The sequence below is a fragment of the Streptomyces roseochromogenus subsp. oscitans DS 12.976 genome (genome assembly GCF_000497445.1).
Taxonomy (GTDB): Bacteria; Actinomycetota; Actinomycetes; order Streptomycetales; family Streptomycetaceae; genus Streptomyces; species Streptomyces oscitans.
Genome location: NZ_CM002285.1, coordinates 3,551,139 through 3,576,655 on the forward strand (window position 1 = coordinate 3,551,139; position 25,517 = coordinate 3,576,655).

The window sequence follows — 25,517 nt, forward strand, 5'->3', positions numbered from 1 at the left end:
GTGTCCCCCGGACGAGCACAGCATGGAGCCAGTATCGCCGTCCCGTGTCCGTTTCCGTGCCGGGGGTGGGGTCGAAGGCGGGATTTCACGGTCCGCGACGGGTACGTTCTCGTCCGTGCCCGCACCGAAGCAGACCGGCTGGCGAGCCCTGCTGGTCATCTCCGCCACACTGCTGTCCCTGACCGCCACCGCGCCTGCCGCGCTCGCCGCCCCGGCCCCCTCGGCGAATGCCACGGCCACGCCCCCGGCCCGTATGTCGACCGTGGGCGGCGAACGGCTCGGGCAGCCCGGCACCCAGGTCAATCTCGCCCCGGGCGTGCCCGTCATCCCCAAGGACGTCACCGCCCGCTCCTGGATCGTCACCGACGCCGAGTCCGGCGATGTGCTCGCCGCGCACAACGCGCACTGGCGGCTGCCGCCGGCGAGCACGCTGAAGATGCTGTTCGCGGACACCCTGCTGCCCCGGTTCCCGAAGACCATGGAGCACAAGGTGGCGCCGTCCGACCTCGCGGGCATGGGCGAGGGCTCCAGCGTGGTCGGGATAAAGGAGGGCCGCACCTACAACGTCCACGACCTGTGGCTCGGCGTCTTCCTGCGCTCCGGCAACGACGCCGTACACGTGCTGGCCGCGATGAACGACGGCGTCGAGCAGACCGTCAAGGACATGCAGAGCCACGCCGACGAACTCCAGGCGCGGGACACCCATGTGGTCTCGCCCGACGGCTATGACGAGCCGGGTCAGCTGTCGTCGGCGTACGACCTGACCCTGATCGCCCGCTCCGGGCTGCAGAAGAAGGACTTCCGCGACTACTGCTCGACCGTGAGCGCCAAGTTCGGGGACAACGAGATCCGCAACACCAACCGGCTGCTGAGCGGTGACGCCGACGTGCCCGTCTACCAGGGCATCGCGGGCGTGAAGAACGGCAACACCACCAACGCGGGCGCCACGTTCACCGGTGTCGCCGAGCGGAACGGCAGGGTGCTGCTGGTCACGGTGATGCACCCGGAGAAGCACGAGCACAACGAGGTCTACAAGGAGACGGCCAAGCTGTTCGACTGGGGCTTCCAGGCGGCCGGCAAGGTCAACCCGGTGGGCGAGCTGGTGCCGCCGAAGAGCGCCCTGCCGAGCCCCAGCGCCTCCGCTGGGCAGTCCGCGGGGACCCACAGGTCCGGTTCCAAGCCGGTGGCCAGTGATACCGCCGGCTCCGGCGGCGTCGGCATCGCCGCGGCCATCACGGGCGGGGTGCTGGCGCTGCTCGCGGGCGGGGCGTTCCTGATCAATCGCCGCTGGCCGCTGCCGGACCTGATGCGCCGTCGGCCGCGTCAGTGATGTCGGGGCCTGGCTCTGCGGTCCAGGAGGCGCAGAACAGGACCAGTTTCGCGGTGAAGTTGATCCACAGCAGCAGTGCGACGGGGACGCCGAACGCGCCGTACATGCTCTTCGCGGCGACCCCCTGGATATAGCCGCTGAGCAGCAGCTTGAGCAGTTCGAAGCCGACCGCGCCGAGGAGTGCGGCCACCACCAGGCGGCGGCGCGGCGGCTCGACCCCGGGCAGCAGGGTCAGGACGTAGAGCAGGACCAGGAAGTCGGCGAGCACGGCGACGGCGAACGCGGCGATCCGCAGCAGCACGCCGCCCCAGCCGTACGCGGCCAGGCCGAGGTGGCGCGAGACGAGCCCGACGGCGGCCGAGGCGAACGTGGACGCGGCGAACGTGACGAGCAGGGCACCGCCGAGGCCGAGCAGGGTGCCGGCGTCCTTGGCCTTGGCCACCACCGGGTTCCGCTGCTGGTCCGGCAGCTCCCACACCGCGCGCAGGCAGTCCCGCATCTGGCCGACCCAGCCGATGCCGGTGAACAGCAGCAGGGCGCCGGCGATGACACCGACGGTGCCGGCGTTGTGGACGAGCGAGGTGAGGTCCAGCTGGGTGGAGACGACGCCGGGGAACTGCTCGGCGATCTTGAGCTCGACCGTCTTCTGCCGGGCCGCGCTGAGCGTGGCGGCGCTGACGGCGGCGACCAGGGTCAGCAGCGGGAACAGCGCCACGAAACTGATGAACGTCATCGCCGCGGCCAGCCGGGACCACTTCACCCGGTCCAGCCGCTCGTAGGAGTGCCACGCGTGTGTCTCCATCAGCCAGGTGACGAGCGGCCCGATGCCGGGAAGTCTTTTCAGCCAGTCCATGATCCGTTCCTGCCCCCGGCGGCGCGCTCGTATGACATCCCACTAATCACCCATTGTGTGGAGCGGGCGAATGTTCAGTAACTAACCACTCATATCGGGGCGATACGGTCACCGACATGCCTGCATCCTCAGCCGCCTTCGGTCTTCCCCAGTCCCTGCTCGTCCTCGGCGGCACGTCCGAGATCGCGCTGGCCACCACCCGCCGGCTGATCGCTCGCGGCGCGCGCACGGTGTGGCTGGCGGGCCGCCCCTCGCCGGCCCTGGACCAGGCCGCCGAGCATCTGCGCACCCTCGGCGCGGACACCCGCACCGTCGCCTTCGACGCCCTCGACCCCGAGTCCCACGAGAGCGTCCTCGGCAAGGTCTTCGCCGAGGGCGACATCGACCTGGTGCTGCTCGCCTTCGGCATCCTCGGCGACCAGGCCCATGACGAGCGCGACCCGGTACGCGCCGTCCGGGTCGCCCAGACCAACTACACCGGCGCCGTCAGCGCGGCCCTGGTCGCCGCCCGCGCCCTGCAGTCCCAGGGGCACGGCTTTCTCGTGGTCCTGTCCTCCGTGGCCGGCGAGCGGGCCCGCCGCGCCGACTTCATCTACGGCTCCAGCAAGGCCGGCCTCGACGCCTTCGCCCAGGGCCTCGGCGACGCCCTCCACGGCACCGGCGTGCATGTCATGGTCGTACGCCCCGGACACGTCCGTACGACGGCGATGGCCGACCGGGACCGCATCCCGCTCGCCACCACCCCGGAGGCGGTCGCCACGGCCATCGAACTGGGCCTGCGCCGCCGCTCGGAAGCGGTGTGGGTGCCGGGCGCGCTCCGTCTGGTGATGGCGGCGCTACGGCACATCCCGCGGGCGCTGTTCCGCAGGTTGCCGCTGTAAGTTGCCGCCGCAGGGAGCTACCGGCTCGCGATCGTCCCGCGTTCGACGTCCGCGTGGCCCGGTTGTGGCGGCACCACCGATACCCCGAACGTGTACTCCCGCAGCTTGCGCCAGACCAGGTCGGCGCCCTGTTCGTAGAGCGCGAAGCCGGTGCACGGCCACTGCGCGTCGAAGCCGGCCAGCTCCGCGAAGGCGCGGTCCATCGCCGCCTCGTCGATGCCGTGCGCGACGGTGACATGCGGGTGGTACGGGAACTGCAGCTCGCGCGCCAGCGGCCCGGACGCGTCCCGCACCCGCTGCTGCAGCCAGGCGCAGTCCTCGGCGCCCTGGACGACACGGACGTAGACCACCGGGGACAGGGGACGGAACGTGCCGGTGCCGGACAGCCGCATCGGGAACGGCCGGCCGGCCCCGGCGACCTCGGTCAGATACGCCTCGACGGCCGGCAGCTCCGCCTCCTCGACCTCGGTCGGCGGCAGCAGCGTGACATGCGTGGGGATGCCGTGAGCCGCGGGGTCGCCGAAGCCCGCGCGCCGCTCCTGGAGCAGGCTGCCGTGAGGCTCCGGGACCGCGATCGACACGCCGATCGTTACGGTCCCCACGTCTTCTCCTGTCGTCGCGTCCGTCGTCTTCTCGGCCTTCTCGCCCGGGCCGTCGGCTACCGACTGTACGGCTATGGATGTCCTGTGGGCAGGCGCAACGGAAGTGATGTGCAGCGCTCTGTCCACTCGGACGTGTGTACGGCCGTGCGCCTCAGCGCCGGTGCGTGCGGCTCAGTGCTTCGCCGGCAGGAAACCGACGCGGTCGTAGGCCTGCGCGAGCGTCTCCGCGGCGACCGCGCGCGCCTTCTCCGCGCCCTTGGCGAGGATCGCGTCGAGCGTCTCGGAGTCGTCCAGGTACTGCTGGGTGCGCTCACGGAACGGCGTCACGAAATCGACCATGATCTCGGCCAGGTCGGTCTTGAGGGCGCCGTACATCTTGCCCTCGTAGTCCCGCTCCAGCTCGGCGATCGACGCGCCGGTGAGCGTGGAGTAGATGGTGAGGAGGTTCGACACGCCCGGCTTGTTCTCCGCGTCGTAGCGGATCACGGTGTCGGTGTCGGTGACGGCGCTCTTGACCTTCTTGGCGGTGGTCTTCGGCTCGTCGAGCAGGTTGATCAGGCCCTTCGGCGTGGACGCCGACTTGCTCATCTTGATCGACGGTTCCTGAAGGTCGTAGATCTTCGCCGTCTCCTTGAGGATGTACGGCGACGGGATCGTGAACGTCTGCCCGAAGCGTCCGTTGAAGCGCTCGGCCAGGTCACGGGTCAGCTCGATGTGCTGGCGCTGGTCCTCGCCGACCGGCACCTCGTTCGCCTGGTACAGCAGGATGTCGGCGACCTGCAGGATCGGGTACGTGAACAGGCCGACCGAGGCGCGCTCTGCGCCCTGCTTGGCGGACTTGTCCTTGAACTGGGTCATACGGCTCGCCTCGCCGAAGCCGGTGAGGCAGTTCATGATCCACGCGAGCTGGGCGTGCTCGGGGACATGGCTCTGCACGAAGAGGGTGCAGCGGTCCGGGTCCAGGCCTGCCGCGAGGAGCTGGGCGGCGGCCAGGCGGGTGTTGGCGCGCAGTTCCTTCGGTTCCTGCGGGACCGTGATCGCGTGCAGGTCGACGACCATGTAGAACGCGTCGTGGGACTCCTGCAGGGCCACCCACTGGCGGACGGCGCCGAGGTAGTTGCCGAGGTGGAACGAGCCGGCGGTGGGCTGGATGCCGGAGAGCACGCGAGGTTGGTCAGCGGAAGCCATGTTGCCCATTCTCTCAGAGGCTCAGGGTGGGATTTGCCCGTGAGGTGGGGGTTCTGCAGTGCATCGGGGACTGCGGACCCGTCGTGGCCGGTCGCTCCCCCAAGTTCTCGGCTTCGCTCGAACCCAGGGGGACCCCCATCGCGGCGGGGCCGCACATTGATGCGGCCCCGCGCCCCTTTGGGTTGGCTGCCGCTCAGGGAGTGATCAGCCGAGGTCGATTTCCGGGTAGAGCGGGAAACCGGAGACCAGGTCGGTCGCCCGGTGGGAGATCTCGTCCGCGATCTTCTCGTCCAGGACGTGGGCGGCCTTGCTCGGGGCGCCCGACTTGGTCGTGCCCGGCTCCGTCGTCGTCAGGACCCGGTCGATCAGGCCCGCGACCTCGTCCATCTCGGCGAGGCCCAGGCCGCGGGTGGTCAGGGCCGGGGTACCGATGCGGATGCCGGAGGTGTACCAGGCGCCGTTGGGGTCGGCCGGGATGGCGTTGCGGTTGGTGACGATGCCGGAGTCCAGCAGGGCGGACTCGGCCTGCCGGCCGGTGAGTCCGTAGGAGGTGGCGACGTCGATCAAGCTGAGGTGGTTGTCCGTGCCGCCGGTCACCAGGGTGGCGCCGCGCCGCATGAGGCCTTCGGCCAGGGCGCGGGAGTTGTCGACGATGCGCTGGGCGTAGTCCTGGAAGGCGGGCTGCCGCGCCTCGGCGAGGGCGACGGCCTTGGCGGCCATGACGTGTGGCAGCGGACCACCGAGGACCATCGGGCAGCCGCGGTCGACCTGGTCCTTGAGGGAGTCGTCGCACAGGACCATGCCGCCGCGCGGGCCGCGCAGCGACTTGTGGGTGGTGGTGGTGACGATCTGGGCGTGCGGGACCGGGTCGAAGTCGCCGGTGAAGACCTTGCCGGCGACGAGGCCCGCGAAGTGGGCCATGTCGACCATCAGGGTCGCGCCGGCCTCGTCGGCGATCTCGCGCATGATCCGGAAGTTCAGCAGCCGCGGGTAGGCCGAGTAACCGGCGATGATGATCAGCGGCTTGAACTCGCGGGCCTGGGCGCGCAGGGCGTCGTAGTCGACGAGTCCGGTGGCCGGGTCGGTGCCGTAGGAGCGCTGGTCGAACATCTTGCCGGAGATGTTCGGGCGGAAGCCGTGGGTGAGGTGGCCGCCGGCGTCCAGGGACATGCCGAGCATGCGCTGGTTGCCGAAGGCCTGGCGCAGCTCGGCCCAGTCGGCCTCGGAGAGGTCGTTGACCTGGCGGGCGCCGGCCTTCTCCAGGAAGGGGGCCTCGACCCGGTCGGCGAGGACGGCCCAGAAGGCGACGAGGTTGGCGTCGATGCCGGAGTGCGGCTGGACGTAGGCGTGGCGGGCGCCGAACAGCTCGCGGGCGTGCTCGGCGGCCAGCGTCTCCACGGTGTCGACGTTGCGGCAGCCGGCGTAGAAGCGGCGGCCGATGACGCCCTCGGCGTACTTGTCGCTGAACCAGTTGCCCATCGCCAGCAGGGTCGCCGGGGAGGCGTAGTTCTCGGAGGCGATCAGCTTGAGCATCTCGCGCTGGTCGGCGACCTCCTGACCGATGGCCTCGGCGATGCGCGGTTCGACGGTGCGGATGACGTCGAGGGCGGCGCGGAAGGCGGTGGACTCGGTGGAGAGGGGTTGCTGCTTGGGCATGAGGACCTCCGGACGGCGTGCGTACAGCGTTCACGTTCGGCCCAGGCGCACGGCACACATCACACTCGGGCCGCTCCCCGATGGTCCTTCCCATCCCAGCGCGCCAGTCACGGCCCGCTGGTCAGCCTACCGGGCGCGCCCGGCGTGGCAGGCCCTCGTCCACCATGCGAGCGAAGATAAGAAGGAGCCCACCGTCGTGTTCCCGCCGGATCCGGGAGAGGCCATGACCGCTGCAGAAGACGCAGAAGACCTCGTAGCCGCCGCCGAGGCGCACTGTGCGCCCACCTACCGCCCGCTGCCGGTCGTCGTGGCCACGGCGCAGGGGGCGTGGATGACGGATGTGGAGGGGCGGCGCTATCTGGATCTGCTGGCCGGTTACTCGGCGCTCAACTTCGGGCACGGCAACCGGCGGCTGATCGAGGCGGCGAAGGCGCAGCTGGAGCGGGTGACGCTGACCTCCCGCGCCTTTCTGCACGACCGGTTCGCCGCGTTCTGCGCGGAGCTGGCCGAGCTGTGCGGGATGGAGATGGTGCTGCCGATGAACACCGGCGCGGAGGCGGTGGAGAGCGCGGTGAAGACGGCCCGGAAGTGGGGGTACCGGGTGAAGGGGGTGCCCGCGGAGATGGCGAAGATCGTGGTGGCGGGCGGCAACTTCCACGGTCGTACGACGACAATCATCAGCTTCTCCACCGACCCGGAGGCGCGGGCGGACTTCGGGCCGTACACGCCGGGGTTCCAGATCGTGCCGTACGGCGATCTGACGGCGATGCGGGAGGCGCTGACGGAGAACACCGTGGCGGTGCTGCTGGAGCCGATCCAGGGCGAGAACGGGGTGATCGTGCCACCGGCCGGCTATCTCCCGGCCGTCCGGGAGCTGACCCGGCAGCGGAACGTGCTCTTCGTCGCCGACGAGATCCAGTCAGGTCTCGGCCGGACCGGGCGGACCTTCGCGTGCGAGCACGAGGGAGTGGTCCCGGACATGTATGTGCTGGGCAAGGCGCTGGGCGGCGGGATCCTGCCGGTGTCGGCGGTGGTGTCGAGCGCGGAGGTGCTCGGCGTGTTCCGGCCGGGCGAGCACGGGTCGACGTTCGGCGGGAATCCGCTGGCCTGCGCGGTGGCGCTGGAGGTGATCGCGATGCTGCGGACGGGCGAGTTCCAGGCCCGGGCGGCGGAGCTGGGGGCGCGGATGCACCGGGCGCTGGCGGCCCTGCGGGCCACGGGCACGGTGACGGCGGTCCGCGGGCGCGGGCTGTGGGCGGGCCTGGACCTCGCGCCGAAAGCCGGTACAGCGCGGGCCGTGTCGGAGCGGCTGATGGACCGGGGTGTGCTGGTGAAGGACACCCACACCGCCACCCTGCGGCTCGCTCCCCCGCTGGTGATCAGCGAGGAGGACCTGGACTGGGGGCTGGAGCAGCTGCGGGCGGTACTGATCGGCTGAGAGGGGGCTCCCGGGTCGGGCTAGAGATCGGTGAGAAGGCCCGTGCGGGCGACCCGGCGCTTTACCGTTCGCCTAGAGTCCCTTTGTGTTGTTTGGAATGGTGTGCGCCCTCGGCGCGGCGGTCTGCTTCGGCACCGCGACGGTTTTGCAGGCGGTTGCCGCGCGGGCGGCGAGCACGGACGGAGGTGGCGGCGGGGACGCGGCGCTGCTGCTGCGGGCGCTGCGGCAGTGGCGGTACATCGCGGGACTGGCGCTGGACGGTCTGGGCTTCCTGCTGCAGATCGCGGCGCTGCGATCGGTGCCGATCTACGCGGTGGGCGCGGCGCTGGCCGCCAGCCTCGCGGTGACGGCCGTGGTGGCGGCGCGGCTGCTGCAGGTCCGGCTGAGCGGGCTGGAGTGGGCCGCCATCGGGGTGGTGTGCGCGGGCCTGGCGATGCTCGGGCTGGCCTCGGGCGCGGAGGGCGACCGGAGCGGGCCGGGCTGGCTGAAGTACGCGATGGTCGCGGCGGCGGTGGGCGTACTGCTGCTCGGTGGGATCGGCGGCCGGCTGTCGGGGCGCACCCGCGCGCTGCTGCTGGGGCTCGGCGCCGGATTCGGCTTCGGCGTGGTCGAGGTCGCGGTCCGCCTCATCGACTCTCTGCACCCGGCCGACCTGCTGACCAACCCAGGGACGTATGCGCTGCTGCTCGGCGGCGGCGCCGCGTTTGTGCTGCTGACCTCCGCGCTGCAGCGCGGCTCGGTGACGACGGCGACCGCCGGTCTGGTGATCGGCGAGACGATCGGCCCGGCCGCGGTGGGCGTGATCTGGCTCGGCGACCGCACCCGCGAGGGCCTGGTCTGGCTGGCGGTGCTGGGGTTCGCGGTGGCGGTGGCCGGGGCACTGGCGCTGGCGCGATTCGGGGAGGCGCCGGTGGCGGAAGAAGGCTGAGGCCGCTTCCTCGAAGCGGCCACTCGGTGGGTGCCCAGGACGAACCCTGGGCACCCACCATTACACCGTCACTCCCGGTCCGCCACGATCATGCCGACGCATTCGTCGAGCGCCGCATGCAAAGGCGGTACGAGGGCGGCGAGTTCGAGGTCCGACGCCTCCCCCGCCTCCAGTACGGCGCCGACGACTGCCACTAGGACGGCGGCGGTCTCCAGGGCCTGCGCGTCGGCCAGCGCCTCAAGGAGACCGCCGGGGCGAGCGACCACGAACGCCTCCTTGCCGGTGGCCGGGTCTACACCGATGCTGCGGTAACGCGGCGTCCTCATGCGGCGGCCTCCTGCGGGGCGTAGTCCTGGCCCAGGGCCGCGAGCACCGCCGCCCGACGCCGCTCCCGCTGAAGGCGCCACCGGTCATGTTCGTCACGCTCGCGTTCCCAGACGGCGAGGTACGGCCGGACCAGGGGCAGACCGTCAGCAGCGATGACGTCCGAGGGGCACGGTCGCGGCCACCGCGCGGGAGCGGGACTGTACACGGGGACGGGAGGGGAGAAGGCGAGGTGCGGTGACGTGTGAGCGCGGTGCGCTCCGCGAGGAGGCAGGAAGAGGCTCAGGATCGCGGCCAGTAGGCTGCGCATAGGTCGACTCCAGTTCAGTCGGCTGAGGCCCCGGCGAGGAAGTAGCCGCTTCCCGTCGGGGCCGTTCTGTCTTCGAAGCCACGAGCGCGGATAACCGTGGATAACCACGGATGCGCAGAATGCCGTGGTCACCCACGCTGACGTTCATGGAGCTCGACCGCACGCGTCCGCTGTGGCGCCAGATTGCAGCGGAGATCATCCGACGCATCAAGGACGGCACGTATCCACCGGGAAGCCGCGTTCCGTCCACTCTCGAAATCGCCCACGAGTTCGGTGTCGTGAACGCGACGGCCGCGAAAGCCATGCGGCACGTACGGGAACAGGGCTGGACACGGGGCGAAGTCGGACTGGGAACCTTCGTGGCAGATCCCCTGCCACCCTCCCCCGCACCCCCCAAGCCCTCCGCCTAGCCGACGCAGACGCATTCCCCGGTCGGCAGGCAGAACCCTTTCTCAGATGGCCTGTTCGAGCCGGTCTCCGCGAACGTCCGTACGCCACCCTTGACGGTCCCCCACACCTCCGGAAGCGTCATCCGCAAGAAACCGCAAGCGAGTTGGCGCAGGAGGGGACCGTGAACCTAGAGTTCATCGGAATCGACCCGGAGACACAGGGCGGTGGCTCACCGACGGTGTGGGTCGAGGAGGAGACGGCCGACCTGGTCGTCCAGGGCATCAAGGCCGAGGAAGTATTGAAGGCACTGATCAGCGGTACGGAGTGGGTTGCAGGACACGACACGGGTATCCCCGCGCACGAGGCGGTCATCCGCATCCCGGCCCGGCTCGTGCCGATCTTGAGGGAGGCGTGTGATGTCGCAGAACGACGTGCCGGACTTCGCCGCACTGCTGCGGAGCGCTGAACGGTCCGCCGCGCACCTGGAGATGCGCGACGTCTACGCCGTCGGCGATGAGGCCGAAGACTTCGCCCGGTTCCGGCGCACGGGAGTCCATCCGGACCTTGACCCTGACTCCGCAGGATGGTCAGGGTGGGTGCCGCTGGTGCGAGAGACCGTCACCCGGGGTGTGCAGATGCGCCGGGCCCGGATCGTATCCGAGCCGGTGACCGACTACATCCGCTTCGAACACGCGGGGACTGCCGTGAATCTGGCGGCAGGAGAACAGGTTCGGTGGCTCCCCCGGCGAATGGCCTCCGACATCGCTCTGCCCGGGAACGACCTCTGGCTGATCGATGAGCGTCTGGTCCTCTTCCACTGGTTCACCGGTGACGGCGACTGGGCAGGACACGAGTTCAACGAGGACCCCGCCGTGGTGAAGATGGTCACGGCGGCGTTCGAGACGGTGTGGGAGCGCGCCGTTCCTCACGAGCACTTCGCCGTCTGACCCCCGCGCCGCCCCCCCATGCCCGCTTCTCCCTCGTCCAGCGCTCAGGCGGCCCGTGAAGCACTCGCGGTGCGCCTGGCGCACCTGCGCAAGGACGCCGGCCTCAGCGGAAAAGAACTCTCCGTCCGCTGCGGCTGGCATCCTGCGAAGACCACTCGCATTCAAAAGGGCGAGGCCGCCCCTACGGACGCCGATATCCGTGCCTGGTGCGCAGCGTGTGAGGCCGAGGGTCAGATCGAAGATCTCATCGCAACGGCCCGCGCGGTCGACTCGATGTACGTGGAATGGCGCAGGCTCCAGCGCAACGGCATGCGCAAGGTCCAAGAGGACTTCTTCGCCCTCCACGCACAGGCCCAGATCTGCCGCTCCTACGTCTCCAACGTCGTGCCCGGGTTCTTCCAGACCCCTGCGTATGCCACGGCGCTCATGGAGACCATCACCGACTTCCAGGGCACCCCCAACGACGTCCCCGAAGCCGTCGCCGCCCGTGTCGCCCGCTCCCGCTTCCTGTACGAAGGGGGTCACCGCTTCGTCGTCCTCATGGAGGAGTGCGTCCTGCGCTACCGCCTCGGCGACGCGGAGACCATGGCTGCACAACTGCGGCACTTGCTCACCGTCATGCCGCTCGCCTCTGTCTCCCTCGGGATCATCCCGTTCACCGCTCGGCGCTCCATGTGGCCGCTGGAGGCGTTTTACCTCTACGACGACCGTCACCTGGTCGTGGAAACCCTCACAGCCGAGGTCAACGTGACGCAGCCCCGCGAACTGGCCGACTACGCCAAGGCGTTCGCCGAGCTGGCAAAAATGGCCCTCTACGGCGACCGTGCCCGTCGGCTCATCACCACCGCGATCGACTGCCTCGGGTGAATCTCCGCAATTACTCGCAACTTCGTTGAGTTCAACATCTGTTGAGCGGGACGGTGGAAACCGCCGCCGGGCGCCAATCCGCAGGCTCCCCGACCCGGCGGCTTTATGAGGAGAGTCCCGCCCCGCTCACCCCCTAAGGGGCGGGACGTCCCACCCACGAGGAGATGAGGATGCCTGAGTCTCTGCCTCGCCACGTGCCAGGCTCCAGCAGTCGCCGGCACCACCTCCCGGAGCCTCCGCGAGGCCCGAGCCCCGCTCTCCTCGCCCGATCTGACCGGGGCTGGGAGAAGTTTCTGAGCCTGGCCGGTCAGACGCCCGAGGAGCCTCAGAAGTGAGCCGTGTCGACTCCGCAGGATTCGAGGATCACCCTCTGCTGCCCGCCAGGGCCGGGACATCGCGCCCCGCAGCGAGGGCGAGCTGACGGCCGTCACGCACGAGATGCACGACGGAGGCCGCGTGGTCCGCGTTGCCCATGTCCGACTGCCCTCCGGCATCGAGATGTCGACAGCCGCCGACAACATCGAGGCCGTACAGCGCACGGTCGACGGCCGCTAGGCTCCCGCACTCCGCAGGAACCCGCCGTCGACGCCGAGGAGAACCTCGTGAAGAAGCTCATCGCCCGTATCTGGCGCATCATCCGAGGCCCGGTGCAGTGGCGCATCCTCTGGTTGGCGCACGCCAAATTCATGGTGGGCGTCACCGGAATCGTGCGTGACGATGCCGGCCGCGTCCTGCTGCTGCGTCATCGCCTATGGCCCGAGGACCGCCAATGGGGCCTGCCCACGGGTTACGCCGTCAAGGGCGAGGAGTTCACCGCCACCGTGGCCCGTGAGGTGCATGAGGAGACCGGGCTGGAGGTCAAGGCCACGCGGCTCGTCCACCTCAAGAGCGGCTACAAGCTCCGCGTCGAGGTTGCTTATGACACGCAACTCGTCGGCGGGACCCTCAAGATCGACTCATTCGAGATTCTGGAGGCACGATGGTTCACTCCGGACGAACTGCCGGACGGGATGCAGGAATCACACCGGTGCCTGATCTTCGGTCAGGACCCGAACGCCTGATCCTCGCCCCGAACGAACGGCTCTACGGCAACACCGAACGCCTCCTCGCCCGGCTGAGTGAACTCCGCACCGCCGCCAGCCTCACCCACCACCACCCGGCCGTCACCTTCCTGTCCCTGTCCGAGGTGCTGAGGCAGTGGGAGGCTGCGGGGCTGGACGCGGGTGTCTTCCGCTACGGCCTCGCGCTGCTCCGGCTGCGGTACAGCGCCCTCGGACTGGCCCGGCTGCTGCCGTTGGAGCGTGTCCTTGTGGGTGTGGAGTCGACGCAGCCCGACGCGTTCGGCGGCTTCCACCACCCCAACCAGGGATACCGGCACCTCCAGATGCAGGCCCTGATCACGATGTACGGTCCGATGGCCACCGGCCTGCCGGAAAATCCCCCGGTCGCCGCCCTCGATCTCCTGCGGTCCTACGCCCACGACTGTCTCCACTACGGCTCCTGCCGCACCTACCGGTTACTTGGCGAGAGCGTCGTCCGGGGACAGTACGGACTCAATTTCCGGCGCCCCGACGGCCGCAGCTACTCGGCCCCTGACCCCGTCGGATCACGCACCACCCGCAACCTCGGCATCGTCATGGAGGGGGCCTGTGACCGCGAAGCCCGCACCATTACCCGCCTCGCCGCTGAACAGTGCCAGATCCACGAACCTTCGCCAGGGATCGACCGGTACGCGTACCGCGACGTCACGGGCCTCCTGGACGTCGACGACATCGACCCGGCCTCCGCTTCGTCTCCGGTCACCACGGCGTTCCTCACCGCCATGGCGTCCTACCAGCGCAACATCAACGACCGGTACGCCGCCTTCCTTGACGAAGTCGGCCACACCGAGTCGTACGAACTGCACACCGTCATCCTCTCCGCGATCATCTCCGGCGACGTCACCACCGTGTGCGCCTGGCTGGACCAGCACAACGGCCCGTACACCTTCGCCACGCTGTTCCTCTCCCCCTCCTACCTCACCGCCGGCTGACGCAGCAGAGCCTCGCCCGCTCCTCGCACGCCGAGCAGCGCCCTCAGGGCAACACCCTGCACAGCGCCTCCAACGCCCCCGCCCACGCGCTGTCCGGCGGTGTCGCATAGCCCACGACCAGGGCGTCCAGTGGCTCGGCGGCAGCCGCCTCGTGGCGGTGAAAGGTGAGGCCCTGCAAAGCCAGGCCCTGCCAGGCGGCGGCCTGGATCACCGACTGTTCCGTGCCCGGCGGCAGGCGCAGCACCGCGTGCAGGCCGGCGGCGATTCCGGTGACCGTGACCTCGGGCGCGCGGGCGGTGACGGCGGCGGCGAGGGCGTCGCGGCGGCGCCGGTAGCGCAGGCGGGAGGAGCGGACGTGGCGGTCGTACGCGCCGGAGGTGATGAACTCGGCGAGGGTGAGCTGTTCGAGCACCCCCACGGTGTCGTTGCCGCCCTTGGCCGAGGCCGCCTCCGCCGCCAGGGCCGGGGGCAGTGCCATCCAGCCCAGCCGGAGTCCGGGGGCCAGGGACTTGCTGGCGGTGCCGAAGTAGAGGACGCGGTCGGGGTCGAGGCCCTGGAGGGCGCCGACGGGCTGGCGGTCGTAGCGGAACTCGCCGTCGTAGTCGTCCTCCAGGACCAGCCCGCCGGTGTGCCGGGCCCAGTCCACGACGGCGGTCCGCCGGTCGGGGTGCAGGGGCGTGCCCATGGGGAACTGGTGGGCGGGGGTGAGCAGCACCGCGTCGGCGTCGGCCAACTCCCGGGTGTCGGTGCCGAGTTCGTCGTAGGGCAGCGCGGGGGTGGCGAGGCCTGCCTCCTGCAGCAGGCGCCAGTAGGCGTCCAGGCCGTACGACTCGACGGCCACCGTGCGCATCCCGCGCGCCGCGAGCACCGCGGCGATGATGCGCAGGGCGTGCGCGAAGCCGGAGGTGATCAGGATGGTCTCCGGGTCGGTCCGGACGCCGCGCACGCGGGCGAGATAGCCGGCGAGGGCGGTGCGCAGTTCGGGGCGGCCGCGCGGGTCGCCGTAGCCGAGGGCGTCGTACGGGGCTGTGGTGAGGGCGCGGCGGGCGGCCTTGAGCCACTCGGCGCGCGGGAAGGCGGCCAGGTCGGGGCTGCCGGGGATGAGGCTGCAGGCCGGGCGGGCCGGTTCCCTGCGGCTCGGTGCCCTGCCCCGTGCCGCATCCGCCGGCGGGACGGCGGCCCTCTCAGCCACTCGGGTGCCCGAGCCCTGGCGGGCCGTGAGCCAGCCCTCGGCGACCAGGTCGGCATAGGCCTCGGCGACGGTGTTGCGGGCGATGCCGAGGTCGGTGGCGAGGCTGCGGGAGGAGGGCAGCCGGGTGCCGGGGGCGAGACGGCCGGTGCGGACCGCGTCGCGCAGGGCGTCGGTCAGGCCCCGGCGCAGTCCGCCGGAGGCGGTCGGTTCGAGGTGCAGGTCGACGCCCAGAGTGGCCCATGATTCCGCCATGGAAATGGACCATACTCCTGGGCTGCCTCGCTCGTAGGGTCGAGGACATGAGCAGTGCACAAGAAACCATCGAGTACGCCCCCGAGCACACCCCCCGGCTGCAATTCGCCCAGCACGCCCCCGAGGTCTACAAGGCGATGATCCGGCTGGACGCCGCCGCCAAGCGGGGCCTGGACCCCACGCTGTACGAGCTGGTGAAGATCCGCGCCTCGCAGCTCAACCACTGCGCGTTCTGCCTCGACATGCACACCAAGGACGCGCTCGCGGCCGGTGAGAGCGTGGAGCGGATCGTGCAGCTCAGCGCCTGGGAGGAGTCGAAGCACTTCTACACCGGGAAGGAGCTGGCGGCGATCGAGCTGACCGAGGCGATCACCGTGCTCACCGACGGTTTCGTGCCGGACGAGGTGTACGACAGGGCCGCCAAGCACTTCGAGGAGGCCGAGCTGGCCCAGCTGATCGCCGCGATCACGGTGATCAACGCCTGGAACCGGATCGGCGTGACCACGCGGATGGTCCCGGGCCACTACCGACCGGGGCAGCACAAGTGAGCCGTACGCAGATACTGGACCGGGAGGTCGCGCAGGCGATGTCCGCGCTCAGCGCGGCCGCGAAGAAAGGGCTCGGTGATCCGGTCATCGCCGAGCTCGTGATGATCCGCGCCTCACAGCTCAACCACTGCGCGTTCTGCCTCGACATGCACCTCCGACTGGCCCGTGAGCACGGGGAGTCGGAGCAGCGGATCCAGCTCCTCAATGCCTGGGAGGAGACCGGGGACCTCTTCAGCGAGCGGGAGCGGGCGGCGCTGGCGCTGACCGAGGCGGTCACCCTGCTCACCGACGGCGTGTCGGACGAGGTGTGCGAGCATGCCGCGAAACACTTCAGCGAGGCCGAACTCGCCCATCTCATCGGCCTGATCACCGTCATCAACGGCTGGAACCGCCTGATGGTCAGCCGTCGAGTCCTGCCAGGGGGTTACCGGCCATGAGCGACAAGGTCGAGGTGTTCCGCGCGCTGCATCATGGGCGCGTGCCGGGCGATCCGCTGATCCTTCCCGGGCCCTGGGACGCGGCCAGCGCCCGGGTGTTCGTGGAGGCCGGGTTCCCGGCACTGGCCACGCCGAGCGCGGGGGTGGCCGCGTCGCTCGGCTACGAGGACGGGTCCACGCCGGCCGACGAGATGTTCGCGGCGGTCGCGCGGATCACCCGGACCGTGGACGTGCCGGTATCGGCGGACATCGAGAGCGGGTACGGGCTCGCGCCCAAGGAGCTGGTGGAGCGGCTGCTGGAGGCCGGTGCCGTCGGCTGCAACCTGGAGGACTCGGTCGGGGGTGTCCTCAAGGACCCGCGGGAGCAGGCCCAGTTCCTCGCCGAGGTCCGCTCGGCCGCCGCCGACCGGCTGTTCGTCAACGCCCGCGTGGACGTCTTCGTGCACGGCGACAAGGATCCCGAACGGGCCATCGAGCGGGCCGCGCTGTACGTGGCGGCGGGCGCCGACTGCGTCTACCCGATCCTCGCCCCGGCGGACGTACTGCCTCTGCTGCGGTCCGGGATCCAGGGCCCGGTCAACATCAACGCCCGCCCGGACGGCGAGGGCCCCTCGTTCGCCGAACTCGGCGAACTCGGGGCCAGCCGCATCACGTTCGGACCGGGACTCCAGCGGATGGCGACGTCCGCACTGCGGGAGGTCGCCAACAGGCTTGCCTGACAGGGCCGTTCAGGTCAGCCATCGCTTCCATACGTCGGGGTGGCTGTCCACCCACTTCTTCGCCGCGTCCTGGGGTGACAGTTTCTCGTCGGCGATCATCAGGGAGACATCGTTCTGGTCCTCGGTCGTCCACTTGAACTTCTTCAGGAAGGCGGCCGCCTTGCCGCCGGACTTCGCGAAACCGGCGTTGAGGTACTTCTGCAGCGGGGTGTGCGGGTAGGCGCAGGCGACCTTCGCCGCGTCCGCGTCGCAGCCGTCCTTGTACGGCGGCAGCTTCACCTCCGTCATGGGGACCTTCTTGAAGAGCCACTGGGGTGAGTACCAGTAGGTCAGAAAGGGCTTCTGCTGCTTGGCGAACTGTTTCATCTGGGTGATCTGGGCGGCCTCGGAGCCGGCGAAGACGACCTGGTAGTTCAGCTTCAGGTTCTGCACCAGGGCCTTGTCGTTGGTGACGTACGACGGGGAGCCGTCCATCAGCTGGCCCTTGCCGCCGCTCTCCGCGGTGCGGAAGAGGGAGGCGTACTTGTTGAGGTTCTTCCAGTCCGTGATGTCCGGGTGCTGCTTGGCCAGGTAGGTCGGCACGAACCAGCCGATGTGGCCGGTCACCCCGAGGTCGCCGGCGCGGGCGATGGTCTTCTTGTCCTCGACGTACCGCTTCTCCTGGTCCGGGTGGCCCCAGTCCTCCAGGATCGCGTCGACGCGGCCCTGGCTGAGCGCGTCCCAGGCGGGCACCTCGTCGACCTGGACGGTGTCGACGCGGTAGCCGAGTTTGTGCTCCAGGATGTACTGGGCCACGGCGACGTTCGACTGCGCGCCCACCCAGGACTGCACGGACAGGGTCACGGACTTGGCGCCCTGGGCGTTCGCGAACGGGCTGGCCTGCTTGGTCATGTCGGCGGCGCCGCAGCCGGTGAGCAGCGACACGGTGGCCGCTCCGGCGGCGATCAGCGCCGTCCTGCGGCTCAGCTTCGTCGACTTCGGATGCTTCGTCATGTCACGCTCCCTTCTTCGTACGTCGCTCGGTCGGCTGGGTCACCCGGTCGAGCATCAGGCCCAGGCATACGATCGCGGCACCGGCCACCAGACCGGTCGCCAGGTCGCCCTGGGCGAGGCCGAAGACCGTGCTGTAGCCGAGGGCGCCGCCGCCGACCAGGCCGCCGATGATGACCACGGCGAGGACCAGGACCACGCCCTGGTTGACGGCGAGCAGCAACGACCGCCGGGCGAGCGGGAGTTGGACCTGCCACAGCTGCTGGCGGCCGGTCGCGCCGAGCGAGCGCGCCGCCTCCAGCGCGGCCGGGTCGACCTGGCGCAGGCCCTGGGCGGTGATCCGGACGACGGCCGGGAGGGCGTAGACGACGGCCGCGGCGACGGCGGGCGCGCGGCCCACGCCGAACAGGGCGACGACCGGGATCAGGTACACGAACTGCGGCATGGTCTGGAAGACGTCCAGGACCGGGCGCAGGGCGCGTTCGACGCGGTCGCTGCGGGCGGCGGCGATACCGGTCGCGAAGCCGAGGACCAGGGTGACGGCGACGGCGGCCAGCACCTGGGAGAGCGTGTCGAGGGCGGGCCCCCAGACGCCGAGCACACCGATCGCGGCCATGGCGAGGACGGCGGTCAGGGCGGTGCGCCAGGTGCCGATCGACCAGGCCAGGGCGGCGACGATCAGCAGCACCGACCACCAGGGCAGCCACTGCAGGCCGCCGCGGACGGGGTCCAGGACCCAGGTGGTGAAGTGGCCCGCCCAGTCGGCCGTACCGCCGACGACCGGGACACCGGAGTACAGATGGCTGGTCATCCAGTCGACGGCGCGGTCGACCGGTTCGGCGATGTTCAGGTTCCAGCCGCTCGGCCAGTCCAGACGGCCGAGGAGGCGGGCGGCCAGGGCGACGGCCACGGTGACGGCCAGGGCGTATGCCCAGCCGATGGTCTTCGGGCGCGTGGTGCCGTCGCCCGCCGCTCCGGTCACCCGGTCCAGCACGACCGCGAGCAGCACGATCGGGATGCCGGCCGCGAGGGCCGCGCCGACGTCGACCGAGGCGAGCGCCTGGTAGACGCGGTCGCCGAGGCCGGCGGCGCCGATGATCGAGGCGATGGTGGCCATGGACAGCGCCATCATGATCGTCTGGTTGAGGCCGAGGAGGAGTTCCCCCCGGGCCAGCGGGATACGCGCGGTCAGCAGCCGCTGGCGGCGGGTCGAGCCGAGGGACTCCACGGCCTCCAGGACCTCGGGGTCGGCGCCGCGCAGGCCGAGCGCGGTGAGGCGGGCCATCGGCGGGGCGGCGTACACGACGGTGGCGAGGACGGCCGCGGGGACGCCGATGCCGAAGACCAGGACGACGGGGAGGAGGTAGGCGAAGGCCGGGAGCACCTGCATGGTGTCCAGGACCGGGCGCAGGGCGCGGTCCAGGCGGTCGGAGAGACCGGCGGCGAGGCCGAGCAGGGCGCCGACGACCACGGAGGCGAGAACCGCCACGACCATCAGTGCGAGGGTCTGCATCGTCGGGACCCACATGCCCAGTGCTCCGCAGGCCAGGAAGGCGATCGCCGTGCCGGCGGCCAGGCGGGCACCGGCGACACGCCAGGCGACGAGGGCGCCGAAGACCGTGACGCCGGTCCAGCCCGCGGCGAGCAGGGTGAGGTAGACGGCGCGTACGGAGAGGACGACCGCGTTGCTGATGTAGCCGAAGAAGTACAGGAACAGGGGGTGGCTGTCCCGGTTGTCGATGACCCAGTTGCTCGCCGAGGCGAGGGGTTTGTCGAGGCTGACGGTCAGGTCGTGGGGCCAGGCGGCGCCGGGCCACTGGGTGGCGGCCCAGGGGGCGAGGACCGCGGCGACGAGAGCGAGCAGCAGGAGTTTGCCCGCGGCTCGGCTCTTGAGGACGCGGGGTGCTCTGGCGCGGGTGGAGGTGGGGACGGTGAGCGTTGCCATCAGACGGCCTCCGGGCTGGTGCGGGGGCCTTCCGGGCTGGTGCGCGGGCTGGGTGGGGTCGCTTGCCGACGCTTGTCGGGTGCTGCTTTCTGTGGGACGGGCGCCGCCCCAGCGGCACGACTGCCCGCCCCTACGGCGGCGTCGGGTGCCGCGGCTGGTGTGGTGACGCCGGCGACCACGCCGAGCAGGCGCTCGTGGTCGACCATGCCCACGCACTTGCCCTTCTCCGCCACGCACGCCGGAGTGCCGATGTCCGCCACCGTCTTGATCGCGTCCACGACGACCGCGTCCGGGGCCAGTGCGCCCGGGTGGTCCGGGCCGCCGCAGTCGCCCGGCTTCATGGCCGTACGCACGGTCATGACCTGCTCGCGCGGGACCTCCCGGACGAACTCGCGGACGTAGTCGTCGGCCGGGGAGCCGACGATCTCCTCCGGGGTGCCCAGCTGGACGACCCTGCCGTCACGCATCAGGGCGATGCGGTCGCCGAGCCTCAGGGCCTCGGTGAGGTCATGGGTGATGAAGACCATCGTGCGGCCCTCCTCGCGGTGCAGGCGGGCCACCTCGTCCTGCATGTCGCGCCGGATGAGCGGGTCGAGGGCGCTGAAGGGTTCGTCGAAGAGGAGCACCTCGGGGTCGACCGCCAGTGCCCGGGCGAGACCGACGCGTTGGCGCTGGCCGCCGGAGAGCTGGGCGGGCCGGCGGTGTTCCATGCCCTCCAGGCCGACCTTGGCGACGACCTCGGCGGCCCGCTCGCGGCGCTCGGCCTTGCCGACGCCCTGGATCTCCAGGCCGTAGGCCACGTTGTCGAGGACCGTGCGGTGCGGGAGCAGGCCGAAGTGCTGGAAGACCATGGCGGCCCGGTGGCGGCGCAGTTCGCGCAGGCGGGACTTGTCCATCGCGCGGACGTCCTCGCCGTCGATGGCGATCGTGCCCGCCGTGGGCTCGATGAGGCGGGTCAGACAGCGGACCAGGGTGGACTTGCCGGAGCCCGACAGGCCCATCACCACGAACACCTCGCCCTTGCGGACGTCGAAGGAGACGTCCCGGACGGCCGCCGTACAGCCCGTGCGGGCGCGCAGGCCGGCCGGGTCCAGCGCGCTGAGCTCCTGGTCGGCGGGAATCCGCTCCGGCTTGGGGCCGAAGACCTTCCACAGGCCGGAGACGGAGAAGACGGGCGTCTCCGTCGTCGGCGAGTCCATCGTCGTCATGGCCGTGCTCATCACGCATCACCACCGATCAGGTCGACAGCCTTCTCCCCGACCATGAGCACCCCGATCATCGGGTTCACGGCGGGCATGGTCGGGAAGACGGAGGCGTCGGCGACCCGGATGCCGTCGAGGCCGCGGATCCTCAGCTCCGGGTCCACCACGGCGAGTGGGTCGTCGGCGGCGCCCATCTTGCAGGTACCGGCGGGGTGGTAGACGGTGTGCGCGACCTTGCGGGCGTACTCGCTCAGCTCGGCGTCACCGAGGATCTCCGGGCCGGGGCAGACCTCACGCTTGAGCCAGCTCGCGAGCGGCTCGGTCTTGGCGATCTCACGGGCGATGCGGATGCCGTCGACCAGGGTCTGGCCGTCGTAGTCGTCCTCGTCGGTGAAGTACCGGAAGTCCAGGGCGGGCTTCACGGACGGGTCGGCGCTGGTCAGGTACAGGCGGCCGCGGCTCCTGGGCTTGGGGATGTTCGGGGTCATCGACACCCCGAACTCCGGCCGCTGGTACCCCAGTCGCTCGGGGTTGTCCGTGAACGGGATCTGGTAGAAGTGGAACATCAGGTCCGGGCCCGCGTGGTCGGGGTCGCGGTGCACGAACAGGCCCGCGTCGGAGTCCATCGCGGAGTTCTCCGGGATCGGGCCGTGGGTCTCCCAGACGATGACCGACTCGGGGTGGTCGAGCAGGTTCTCGCCGACGCCCGGCAGGTCGCGGACGACCGGGATGCCGAGGGCCTCCAGGTCCGCCCGCGGACCGATGCCCGAGTGCATCAGCAGGCGCGGGGAGTCTACGGCTCCCGCGCACAGGACCACCTCGCCCCGGGCGCGGACCAGCAGTTCCTCGCCGTCCTTGGTGCGCACGTGGACGCCCTCGGCGCGGGTGCCGTTCAGCTCCAGCTTGTACGCCCAGGTCTCCAGGAGGATGGTCAGGTTGGGGCGCTCGTCCATCACCGGGTGGAGGTAGGCCACGGACGCGCTCGACCGCTTGTTGTTCTCCGGGTGGTAGGCGAGGTCGAAGAAGCCGACTCCCTCGGTGAACGGCTTCTTGTTGAAGCCCTCGACCCGGGGCACGCCGAGGGCCGACTGGGCGGCGTCGACGAAGTCGCGGGCGATGGCGTTCCGGTCCTTCTCGTCGACCGAGACGATGTTGTTCTTCAGGCGGGCGAAGTAGGCCTCCATGGGGACGGCGCCCCAGCCCTTGGCGCCGGCCGCCTCCCACTCGTCCCAGTCGGACGGCAGCGGCTTGAAGGAGATGAGGGTGTTGTGGGAGGAGCAGCCGCCGAGGACGCGGGCGCGGCTGTGCCGGATGTGGGAGTTGCCGCGCGGCTGCTCGGTGGTCGGGTAGTCGTAGTCGAGGTCGCCGCCGAGCAGGCCCATCCAGCGGCGCAGGGTGAGGACGTCGTCGCGGCCGACGTCGCTAGGGCCGCCCTCGATGACGGCGACGGTGACGTCCGGGTTCTCGGTGAGGCGGGAGGCGATGACGGAGCCCGCGGTGCCGCCGCCGATGACGACGTAGTCGTAGACGTGGGGGGTGGTCTCGGACATGAGGGGTGTTACTCCAGAGGTGGGGAAAGAGGTGGGACTCAGCCGATTCAGCCGACTTTCGACTCGGTCGATTCAGTCGGTGCCGCCTGCGAACCAGCGCACCGGCTTCGGCGCGAGGTTCTGGTAGACGTGCTTGGCCTCGCGGTACTCGGCGAGTCCGGCGGGCCCCAGCTCGCGGCCGGTGCCGCTCTTGCCGAAGCCGCCCCACTCCGCCTGCGGCAGGTAGGGGTGGAAGTCGTTGATCCAGACGGTGCCGTGGCGCAGCCGGCCGGCGACGCGGCGGGCCCGGCCCGCGTCAGCGGTCCAGACGGCGCCGGCGAGCCCGTACTCGGTGTCGTTGGCGAGCAGCACCGCCTCGTCCTCGGTACGGAAGGTCTCCACCGTGAGGACGGGTCCGAACACCTCCTCGCGTACGACCTTCATCTCGCGGTGGCAGGCGTCGAGGACGGTCGGCTCGTAGAAGTAGCCGGACTCCGGGCGGGCTTCGCTCGGCTCGGGCCGCTTGCCGCCGCAGCGCAGCACCGCGCCCTCTTCCAGCGCGGAGGCGACATACGCCTCGACCTTGGCGCGCTGCTGCCAGCTGACCAGCGGGCCGCACTCGACACCGTCGGCGGTACCCCGCCCGAGCCTGATCTTCTGGGCCCGGCGGGCGAGTTCGGTGACGAAGCGGTCCCGGATCGACTCCTCGATGATCAGCCGGCCGCCGGCCGAGCAGACCTGGCCGCTGTGGATGAAGGCAGCGTTGAGGGCCTGGTCGACGGCCGTGTCGAAGCCCTCCTCGGTGGCGCAGGCGTCGGCGAAGACGACGTTGGGGTTCTTGCCGCCGAGTTCGAGCGCGACCTTCTTCACGGTCGGGGCGGCGGCCTGGGCGACCTTGACGCCGCTGGCCAGGCCGCCGGTGAAGGAGACCAGGTCGACGTCGGGGTGCTCGGCGAGCCGGGCGCCGACGGTGTGCCCGGGGCCGGTGACGATGTTGGCGACACCGGCGGGCAGCCCGGCCTCGGCGAGCAGCTCGATCAGCGCGATGGTCGTCATCGGGGTGATCTCGCTGGGCTTGATGACAAAGGTGTTGCCCGCGGCGAGCGCCGGGGCGATCTTCCAACTGGCCTGGAGAAGGGGGTAGTTCCAGGGGGTGATCAGCGCGCACACACCGACGGGCTCGTGCACGACCACGCTGTGGATGTCGGGCGAGCCCGCGTCCACGACCCGGCCGGGCGCCTCGGCGGCGACCAGGTCGGCGAAGTAGCGGAAGGCGTCGGCGACACAGTCGATGTCGATACGGCCCTCTTCCACGGTCTTGCCCGCGTCCTGGCTCTCCAGCAGGCCGAGTTCCTCGCGGCCCCGCACGAGGAGGTCGGCGACGCGGCGCAGCAGCGCGGCGCGGTCGGCGACCGGGGTGCGGGGCCAGGGGCCGTGGTCGAATGCCTGCCGGGCGGCGGCCACCGCACGCTCGGCATCCTTCTCGTCACCCTCCGCGACCACAGCGAACGGCCGCGCGTCCGCGGGGTCGAGGACCTCGCGCGTCGCGCCAGAGATCGCTCCCAGCCACTCGCCCCCCGCGTGGATGGTCGCCTGAGCCTGTCGTTCCGTTCTGTCCGCCATGATCGGTGTTGCCTTCCGTTCCTGTTCCCTGCCCCTGTGTCACACACGTGCCACCCTCGGGGACCGCGTCCGCCTGCCCCGACCCCGCGGAAACCATGCGTAATCGGTGACCGAAAGTGCGCGGCGTCACTGAAAATGCGGCCGAAAACGGACAGAACGACTAAAAGCAACCGTGGACGCGGCCCAATTCTCTGACTAAAGTCAAAGAATGCATTCCATTGACTCAGGTCAAGGAGTCGAGCAACCGGTCCCGGACGAGGTCGAGCGGCCAGTTTCGGACGAGGTCGAGCGACCGGCCTCGGACGAGGACATCGCCGCCTTCCGTCGCTTCAATCGGTATTTCACGCGCCGTATCGGCGTCCTGGACGATCACTACCTCGGCCAGGACCGGCCGCTCGGTGAGGCCCGGCTGCTGTTCGAGATCGGTGACGGGGTGTCCCTGCGGGAGCTGCGGGGGCGGCTCGGGCTGGACGCCGGGTATCTCAGCCGGATGGTGAAGGCGCTGGACGCCCAGGGCATGGTCCGGGTCGGTGTGCCCGCGCACGACAACCGGCTGCGCAGGGTCGAGCTGACCCCGGCCGGGCGCGCCGAGGTCGCCGAGCAGAACCGCCGGTCCGACGCGCTCGTGGCCGGCCTTCTCGGCGGGCTCACCCCCGCCCAGCGGGCCGAGCTGAGCGGAGCCATGGGGAGCGCGGAGCGGCTGCTGCGGCTGGCCGGGATCACCGTCGAGACCGTCGACGGCGCCTGCCCGGACGCACGGGCCTGCCTGGACGCCTACGCGGCGGACATCGACGCCCGCTTCCCCGAGGGCTTCGACAAGGCGGCCCTGGTCCGGCCCGAAGAGGTCACCGGCGACGCCGGCGCCTTCCTGGTGGCGTACGAGGAACGGCTGCCGGTGGGCTGCGGGGCCCTGCGCCGCCTGGAACCGGGCGTGGGCGAGATTCGGCATCTGTGGGTGCATGCGCAGGCGCGCAGGCTGGGTCTGGCTCGCCGGCTGCTGGCGGAGCTGGAGCGGGCGGCGCTGGCGCGCGGCCTCACGGTCGTACGCCTGGACACACACGCCGTACTCAGCGAGGCGCAGGCGATGTACCGGGCGTGCGGATACACCGAGATCCCGCGCTACGACGACAACGTCTATGCCGCCCACTGGTTCGAGAAGCGGCTCTAGGGCCTGTCCGGCGGATCCTGTCGCGGACGCGGGGGCCGGCACGCCCTCCCCCACTGCCTCAAGGGCGTGGGGGCACCCCCAGCGGCGTTGTCGTCGGTTGCCGACGCTCCGCGTCGCCGCCCTCCTCCGCCGTGCAGCTGGACGCACCAGCCCCCGCTCACCTGAA

General features: G+C 70.7%; 25 protein-coding genes and 1 riboswitch. Of the genes, 14 read left to right on the forward strand and 11 right to left on the reverse strand.

The genetic code is table 11. The annotated features are described in order from the left end of the window. Positions 1–115: 115 nt before the first annotated feature. Positions 116–1,330: a D-alanyl-D-alanine carboxypeptidase family protein gene (locus M878_RS65030; RefSeq protein WP_023547233.1), complete on the forward strand. Its 1,215-nt coding sequence runs from the start codon at positions 116–118 to the stop codon at positions 1,328–1,330. Here M878_RS65030 and M878_RS65035 read toward each other — a convergent pair. After that, entirely contained in the window at positions 1,278–2,183 is a 906-nt protein-coding gene (locus M878_RS65035; protein ID WP_023547234.1) for a YihY/virulence factor BrkB family protein, read from the reverse strand. The genes M878_RS65030 and M878_RS65035 overlap by 53 nt on opposite strands. 116 nt (positions 2,184–2,299) lie before the next feature. Between M878_RS65035 and dprE2 the strand changes: the two genes are divergently transcribed. After that, positions 2,300–3,064: a decaprenylphospho-beta-D-erythro-pentofuranosid-2-ulose 2-reductase gene (gene dprE2 / locus M878_RS65040; protein WP_023547235.1), complete on the forward strand. Its 765-nt coding sequence runs from the start codon at positions 2,300–2,302 to the stop codon at positions 3,062–3,064. A 17-nt stretch (positions 3,065–3,081) separates the two neighbouring features. Here dprE2 and M878_RS65045 read toward each other — a convergent pair whose 3' ends face one another. The 3 genes from M878_RS65045 to M878_RS65055 all read right to left on the reverse strand — a co-directional run bounded on the left by M878_RS65045 (position 3,082) and on the right by M878_RS65055 (position 6,510). Beyond that, on the reverse strand, positions 3,082–3,666 hold the full coding sequence (locus M878_RS65045) for a 2'-5' RNA ligase family protein (RefSeq protein ID WP_023547236.1): 585 nt from the start codon (positions 3,664–3,666) through the stop codon (positions 3,082–3,084). Positions 3,667–3,837: 171 nt separating this feature from the next. Continuing rightward, entirely contained in the window at positions 3,838–4,863 is a 1,026-nt protein-coding gene (gene trpS, locus M878_RS65050; RefSeq protein ID WP_023547237.1) for a tryptophan--tRNA ligase, read from the reverse strand. A gap of 195 nt (positions 4,864–5,058) precedes the next feature. Next, complete coding sequence (locus M878_RS65055; RefSeq protein WP_023547238.1) at positions 5,059–6,510, reverse strand: glycine hydroxymethyltransferase; 1,452 nt, start codon at positions 6,508–6,510, stop codon at positions 5,059–5,061. Between the two features lie 32 nt (positions 6,511–6,542). Continuing rightward, positions 6,543–6,631, reverse strand: a riboswitch (ZMP/ZTP riboswitch). A 102-nt stretch (positions 6,632–6,733) separates the two neighbouring features. On the opposite strand from M878_RS65055, the gene rocD reads away from it, so the two are divergent. After that, on the forward strand, positions 6,734–7,948 hold the full coding sequence (gene rocD / locus M878_RS65060; RefSeq protein ID WP_031225002.1) for an ornithine--oxo-acid transaminase: 1,215 nt from the start codon (positions 6,734–6,736) through the stop codon (positions 7,946–7,948). A gap of 97 nt (positions 7,949–8,045) precedes the next feature. Further along, entirely contained in the window at positions 8,046–8,876 is an 831-nt protein-coding gene (locus M878_RS65065) for a hypothetical protein (protein ID WP_023547240.1), read from the forward strand. 68 nt (positions 8,877–8,944) lie between these two features. Here M878_RS65065 and M878_RS65070 read toward each other — a convergent pair whose 3' ends face one another. Further along, entirely contained in the window at positions 8,945–9,202 is a 258-nt protein-coding gene (locus M878_RS65070) for a hypothetical protein (protein ID WP_023547241.1), read from the reverse strand. Between the two features lie 454 nt (positions 9,203–9,656). On the opposite strand from M878_RS65070, the gene M878_RS65080 reads away from it, so the two are divergent. The 6 genes from M878_RS65080 to M878_RS65105 all read left to right on the forward strand — a co-directional run bounded on the left by M878_RS65080 (position 9,657) and on the right by M878_RS65105 (position 13,746). Further along, a complete protein-coding gene (locus M878_RS65080) occupies positions 9,657–9,920 on the forward strand; it encodes a GntR family transcriptional regulator (RefSeq protein ID WP_031225003.1) in 264 nt (87 codons plus the stop codon). A gap of 161 nt (positions 9,921–10,081) precedes the next feature. Continuing rightward, a complete protein-coding gene (locus M878_RS65085) occupies positions 10,082–10,366 on the forward strand; it encodes a hypothetical protein (RefSeq protein WP_031225004.1) in 285 nt (94 codons plus the stop codon). Next, complete coding sequence (locus M878_RS65090; RefSeq protein WP_023547245.1) at positions 10,317–10,847, forward strand: DUF6879 family protein; 531 nt, start codon at positions 10,317–10,319, stop codon at positions 10,845–10,847. Before M878_RS65085 ends, M878_RS65090 begins: the two co-directional genes overlap by 50 nt. 18 nt (positions 10,848–10,865) lie before the next feature. Then, the gene (locus tag M878_RS65095) at positions 10,866–11,714 is read left to right on the forward strand and encodes a helix-turn-helix domain-containing protein (protein ID WP_031225006.1); all 849 of its coding nucleotides are present in this window, start codon (positions 10,866–10,868) and stop codon (positions 11,712–11,714) included. Between the two features lie 602 nt (positions 11,715–12,316). Continuing rightward, positions 12,317–12,775 carry an NUDIX domain-containing protein gene (locus M878_RS65100; protein WP_023547248.1) on the forward strand — a complete coding sequence of 153 codons (459 nt, stop codon included), beginning with the start codon at positions 12,317–12,319 and terminating at the stop codon, positions 12,773–12,775. Continuing rightward, on the forward strand, positions 12,742–13,746 hold the full coding sequence (locus M878_RS65105) for a hypothetical protein (RefSeq protein ID WP_245238105.1): 1,005 nt from the start codon (positions 12,742–12,744) through the stop codon (positions 13,744–13,746). The genes M878_RS65100 and M878_RS65105 overlap by 34 nt, the downstream gene beginning before the upstream one ends. Positions 13,747–13,789: 43 nt before the next feature. On the opposite strand, the gene pdxR is transcribed toward M878_RS65105, so the two are convergent. After that, positions 13,790–15,190 (reverse strand): MocR-like pyridoxine biosynthesis transcription factor PdxR, encoded by a 1,401-nt coding sequence (pdxR, locus tag M878_RS65110; protein WP_023547251.1) that lies wholly within the window; start codon positions 15,188–15,190, stop codon positions 13,790–13,792. Positions 15,191–15,237: 47 nt separating this feature from the next. On the opposite strand from pdxR, the gene M878_RS65115 reads away from it, so the two are divergent. From M878_RS65115 to M878_RS65125, 3 genes are read left to right on the forward strand one after another with little or no spacing between them, the layout of a single operon-like run. Further along, complete coding sequence (locus M878_RS65115; RefSeq protein ID WP_023547252.1) at positions 15,238–15,738, forward strand: carboxymuconolactone decarboxylase family protein; 501 nt, start codon at positions 15,238–15,240, stop codon at positions 15,736–15,738. Beyond that, positions 15,735–16,175 carry a carboxymuconolactone decarboxylase family protein gene (locus M878_RS65120; protein ID WP_023547253.1) on the forward strand — a complete coding sequence of 147 codons (441 nt, stop codon included), beginning with the start codon at positions 15,735–15,737 and terminating at the stop codon, positions 16,173–16,175. The genes M878_RS65115 and M878_RS65120 overlap by 4 nt, the downstream gene beginning before the upstream one ends. Further along, positions 16,172–16,894: an isocitrate lyase/PEP mutase family protein gene (locus M878_RS65125; RefSeq protein ID WP_023547254.1), complete on the forward strand. Its 723-nt coding sequence runs from the start codon at positions 16,172–16,174 to the stop codon at positions 16,892–16,894. Before M878_RS65120 ends, M878_RS65125 begins: the two co-directional genes overlap by 4 nt. A gap of 9 nt (positions 16,895–16,903) precedes the next feature. Here the strand turns inward: M878_RS65125 and M878_RS65130 are convergent, their stop codons facing one another. From M878_RS65130 to M878_RS65150, 5 genes are all read right to left on the reverse strand, one after another. Beyond that, positions 16,904–17,887 carry an ABC transporter substrate-binding protein gene (locus M878_RS65130; protein WP_023547255.1) on the reverse strand — a complete coding sequence of 328 codons (984 nt, stop codon included), beginning with the start codon at positions 17,885–17,887 and terminating at the stop codon, positions 16,904–16,906. 1 nt (position 17,888) lies between these two features. Then, positions 17,889–19,829, reverse strand: a complete 1,941-nt coding sequence (locus tag M878_RS65135) for an ABC transporter permease (protein ID WP_023547256.1) — start codon at positions 19,827–19,829, stop codon at positions 17,889–17,891. Further along, positions 19,829–21,037, reverse strand: coding sequence for a quaternary amine ABC transporter ATP-binding protein (locus tag M878_RS65140; RefSeq protein WP_167345800.1), 1,209 nt, complete (start codon positions 21,035–21,037; stop codon positions 19,829–19,831). The genes M878_RS65135 and M878_RS65140 overlap by 1 nt, the downstream gene beginning before the upstream one ends. Before the next feature lie 11 nt (positions 21,038–21,048). Further along, entirely contained in the window at positions 21,049–22,581 is a 1,533-nt protein-coding gene (locus M878_RS65145) for a GMC family oxidoreductase (protein WP_023547258.1), read from the reverse strand. A gap of 72 nt (positions 22,582–22,653) precedes the next feature. Continuing rightward, positions 22,654–24,183: an aldehyde dehydrogenase family protein gene (locus M878_RS65150; RefSeq protein WP_023547259.1), complete on the reverse strand. Its 1,530-nt coding sequence runs from the start codon at positions 24,181–24,183 to the stop codon at positions 22,654–22,656. Positions 24,184–24,493: 310 nt separating this feature from the next. Here M878_RS65150 and M878_RS65155 point away from each other — a divergent pair, with 310 nt between their 5' ends. Continuing rightward, complete coding sequence (locus M878_RS65155) at positions 24,494–25,351, forward strand: MarR family winged helix-turn-helix transcriptional regulator (RefSeq protein WP_031225009.1); 858 nt, start codon at positions 24,494–24,496, stop codon at positions 25,349–25,351. Positions 25,352–25,517: the final 166 nt, after the last annotated feature.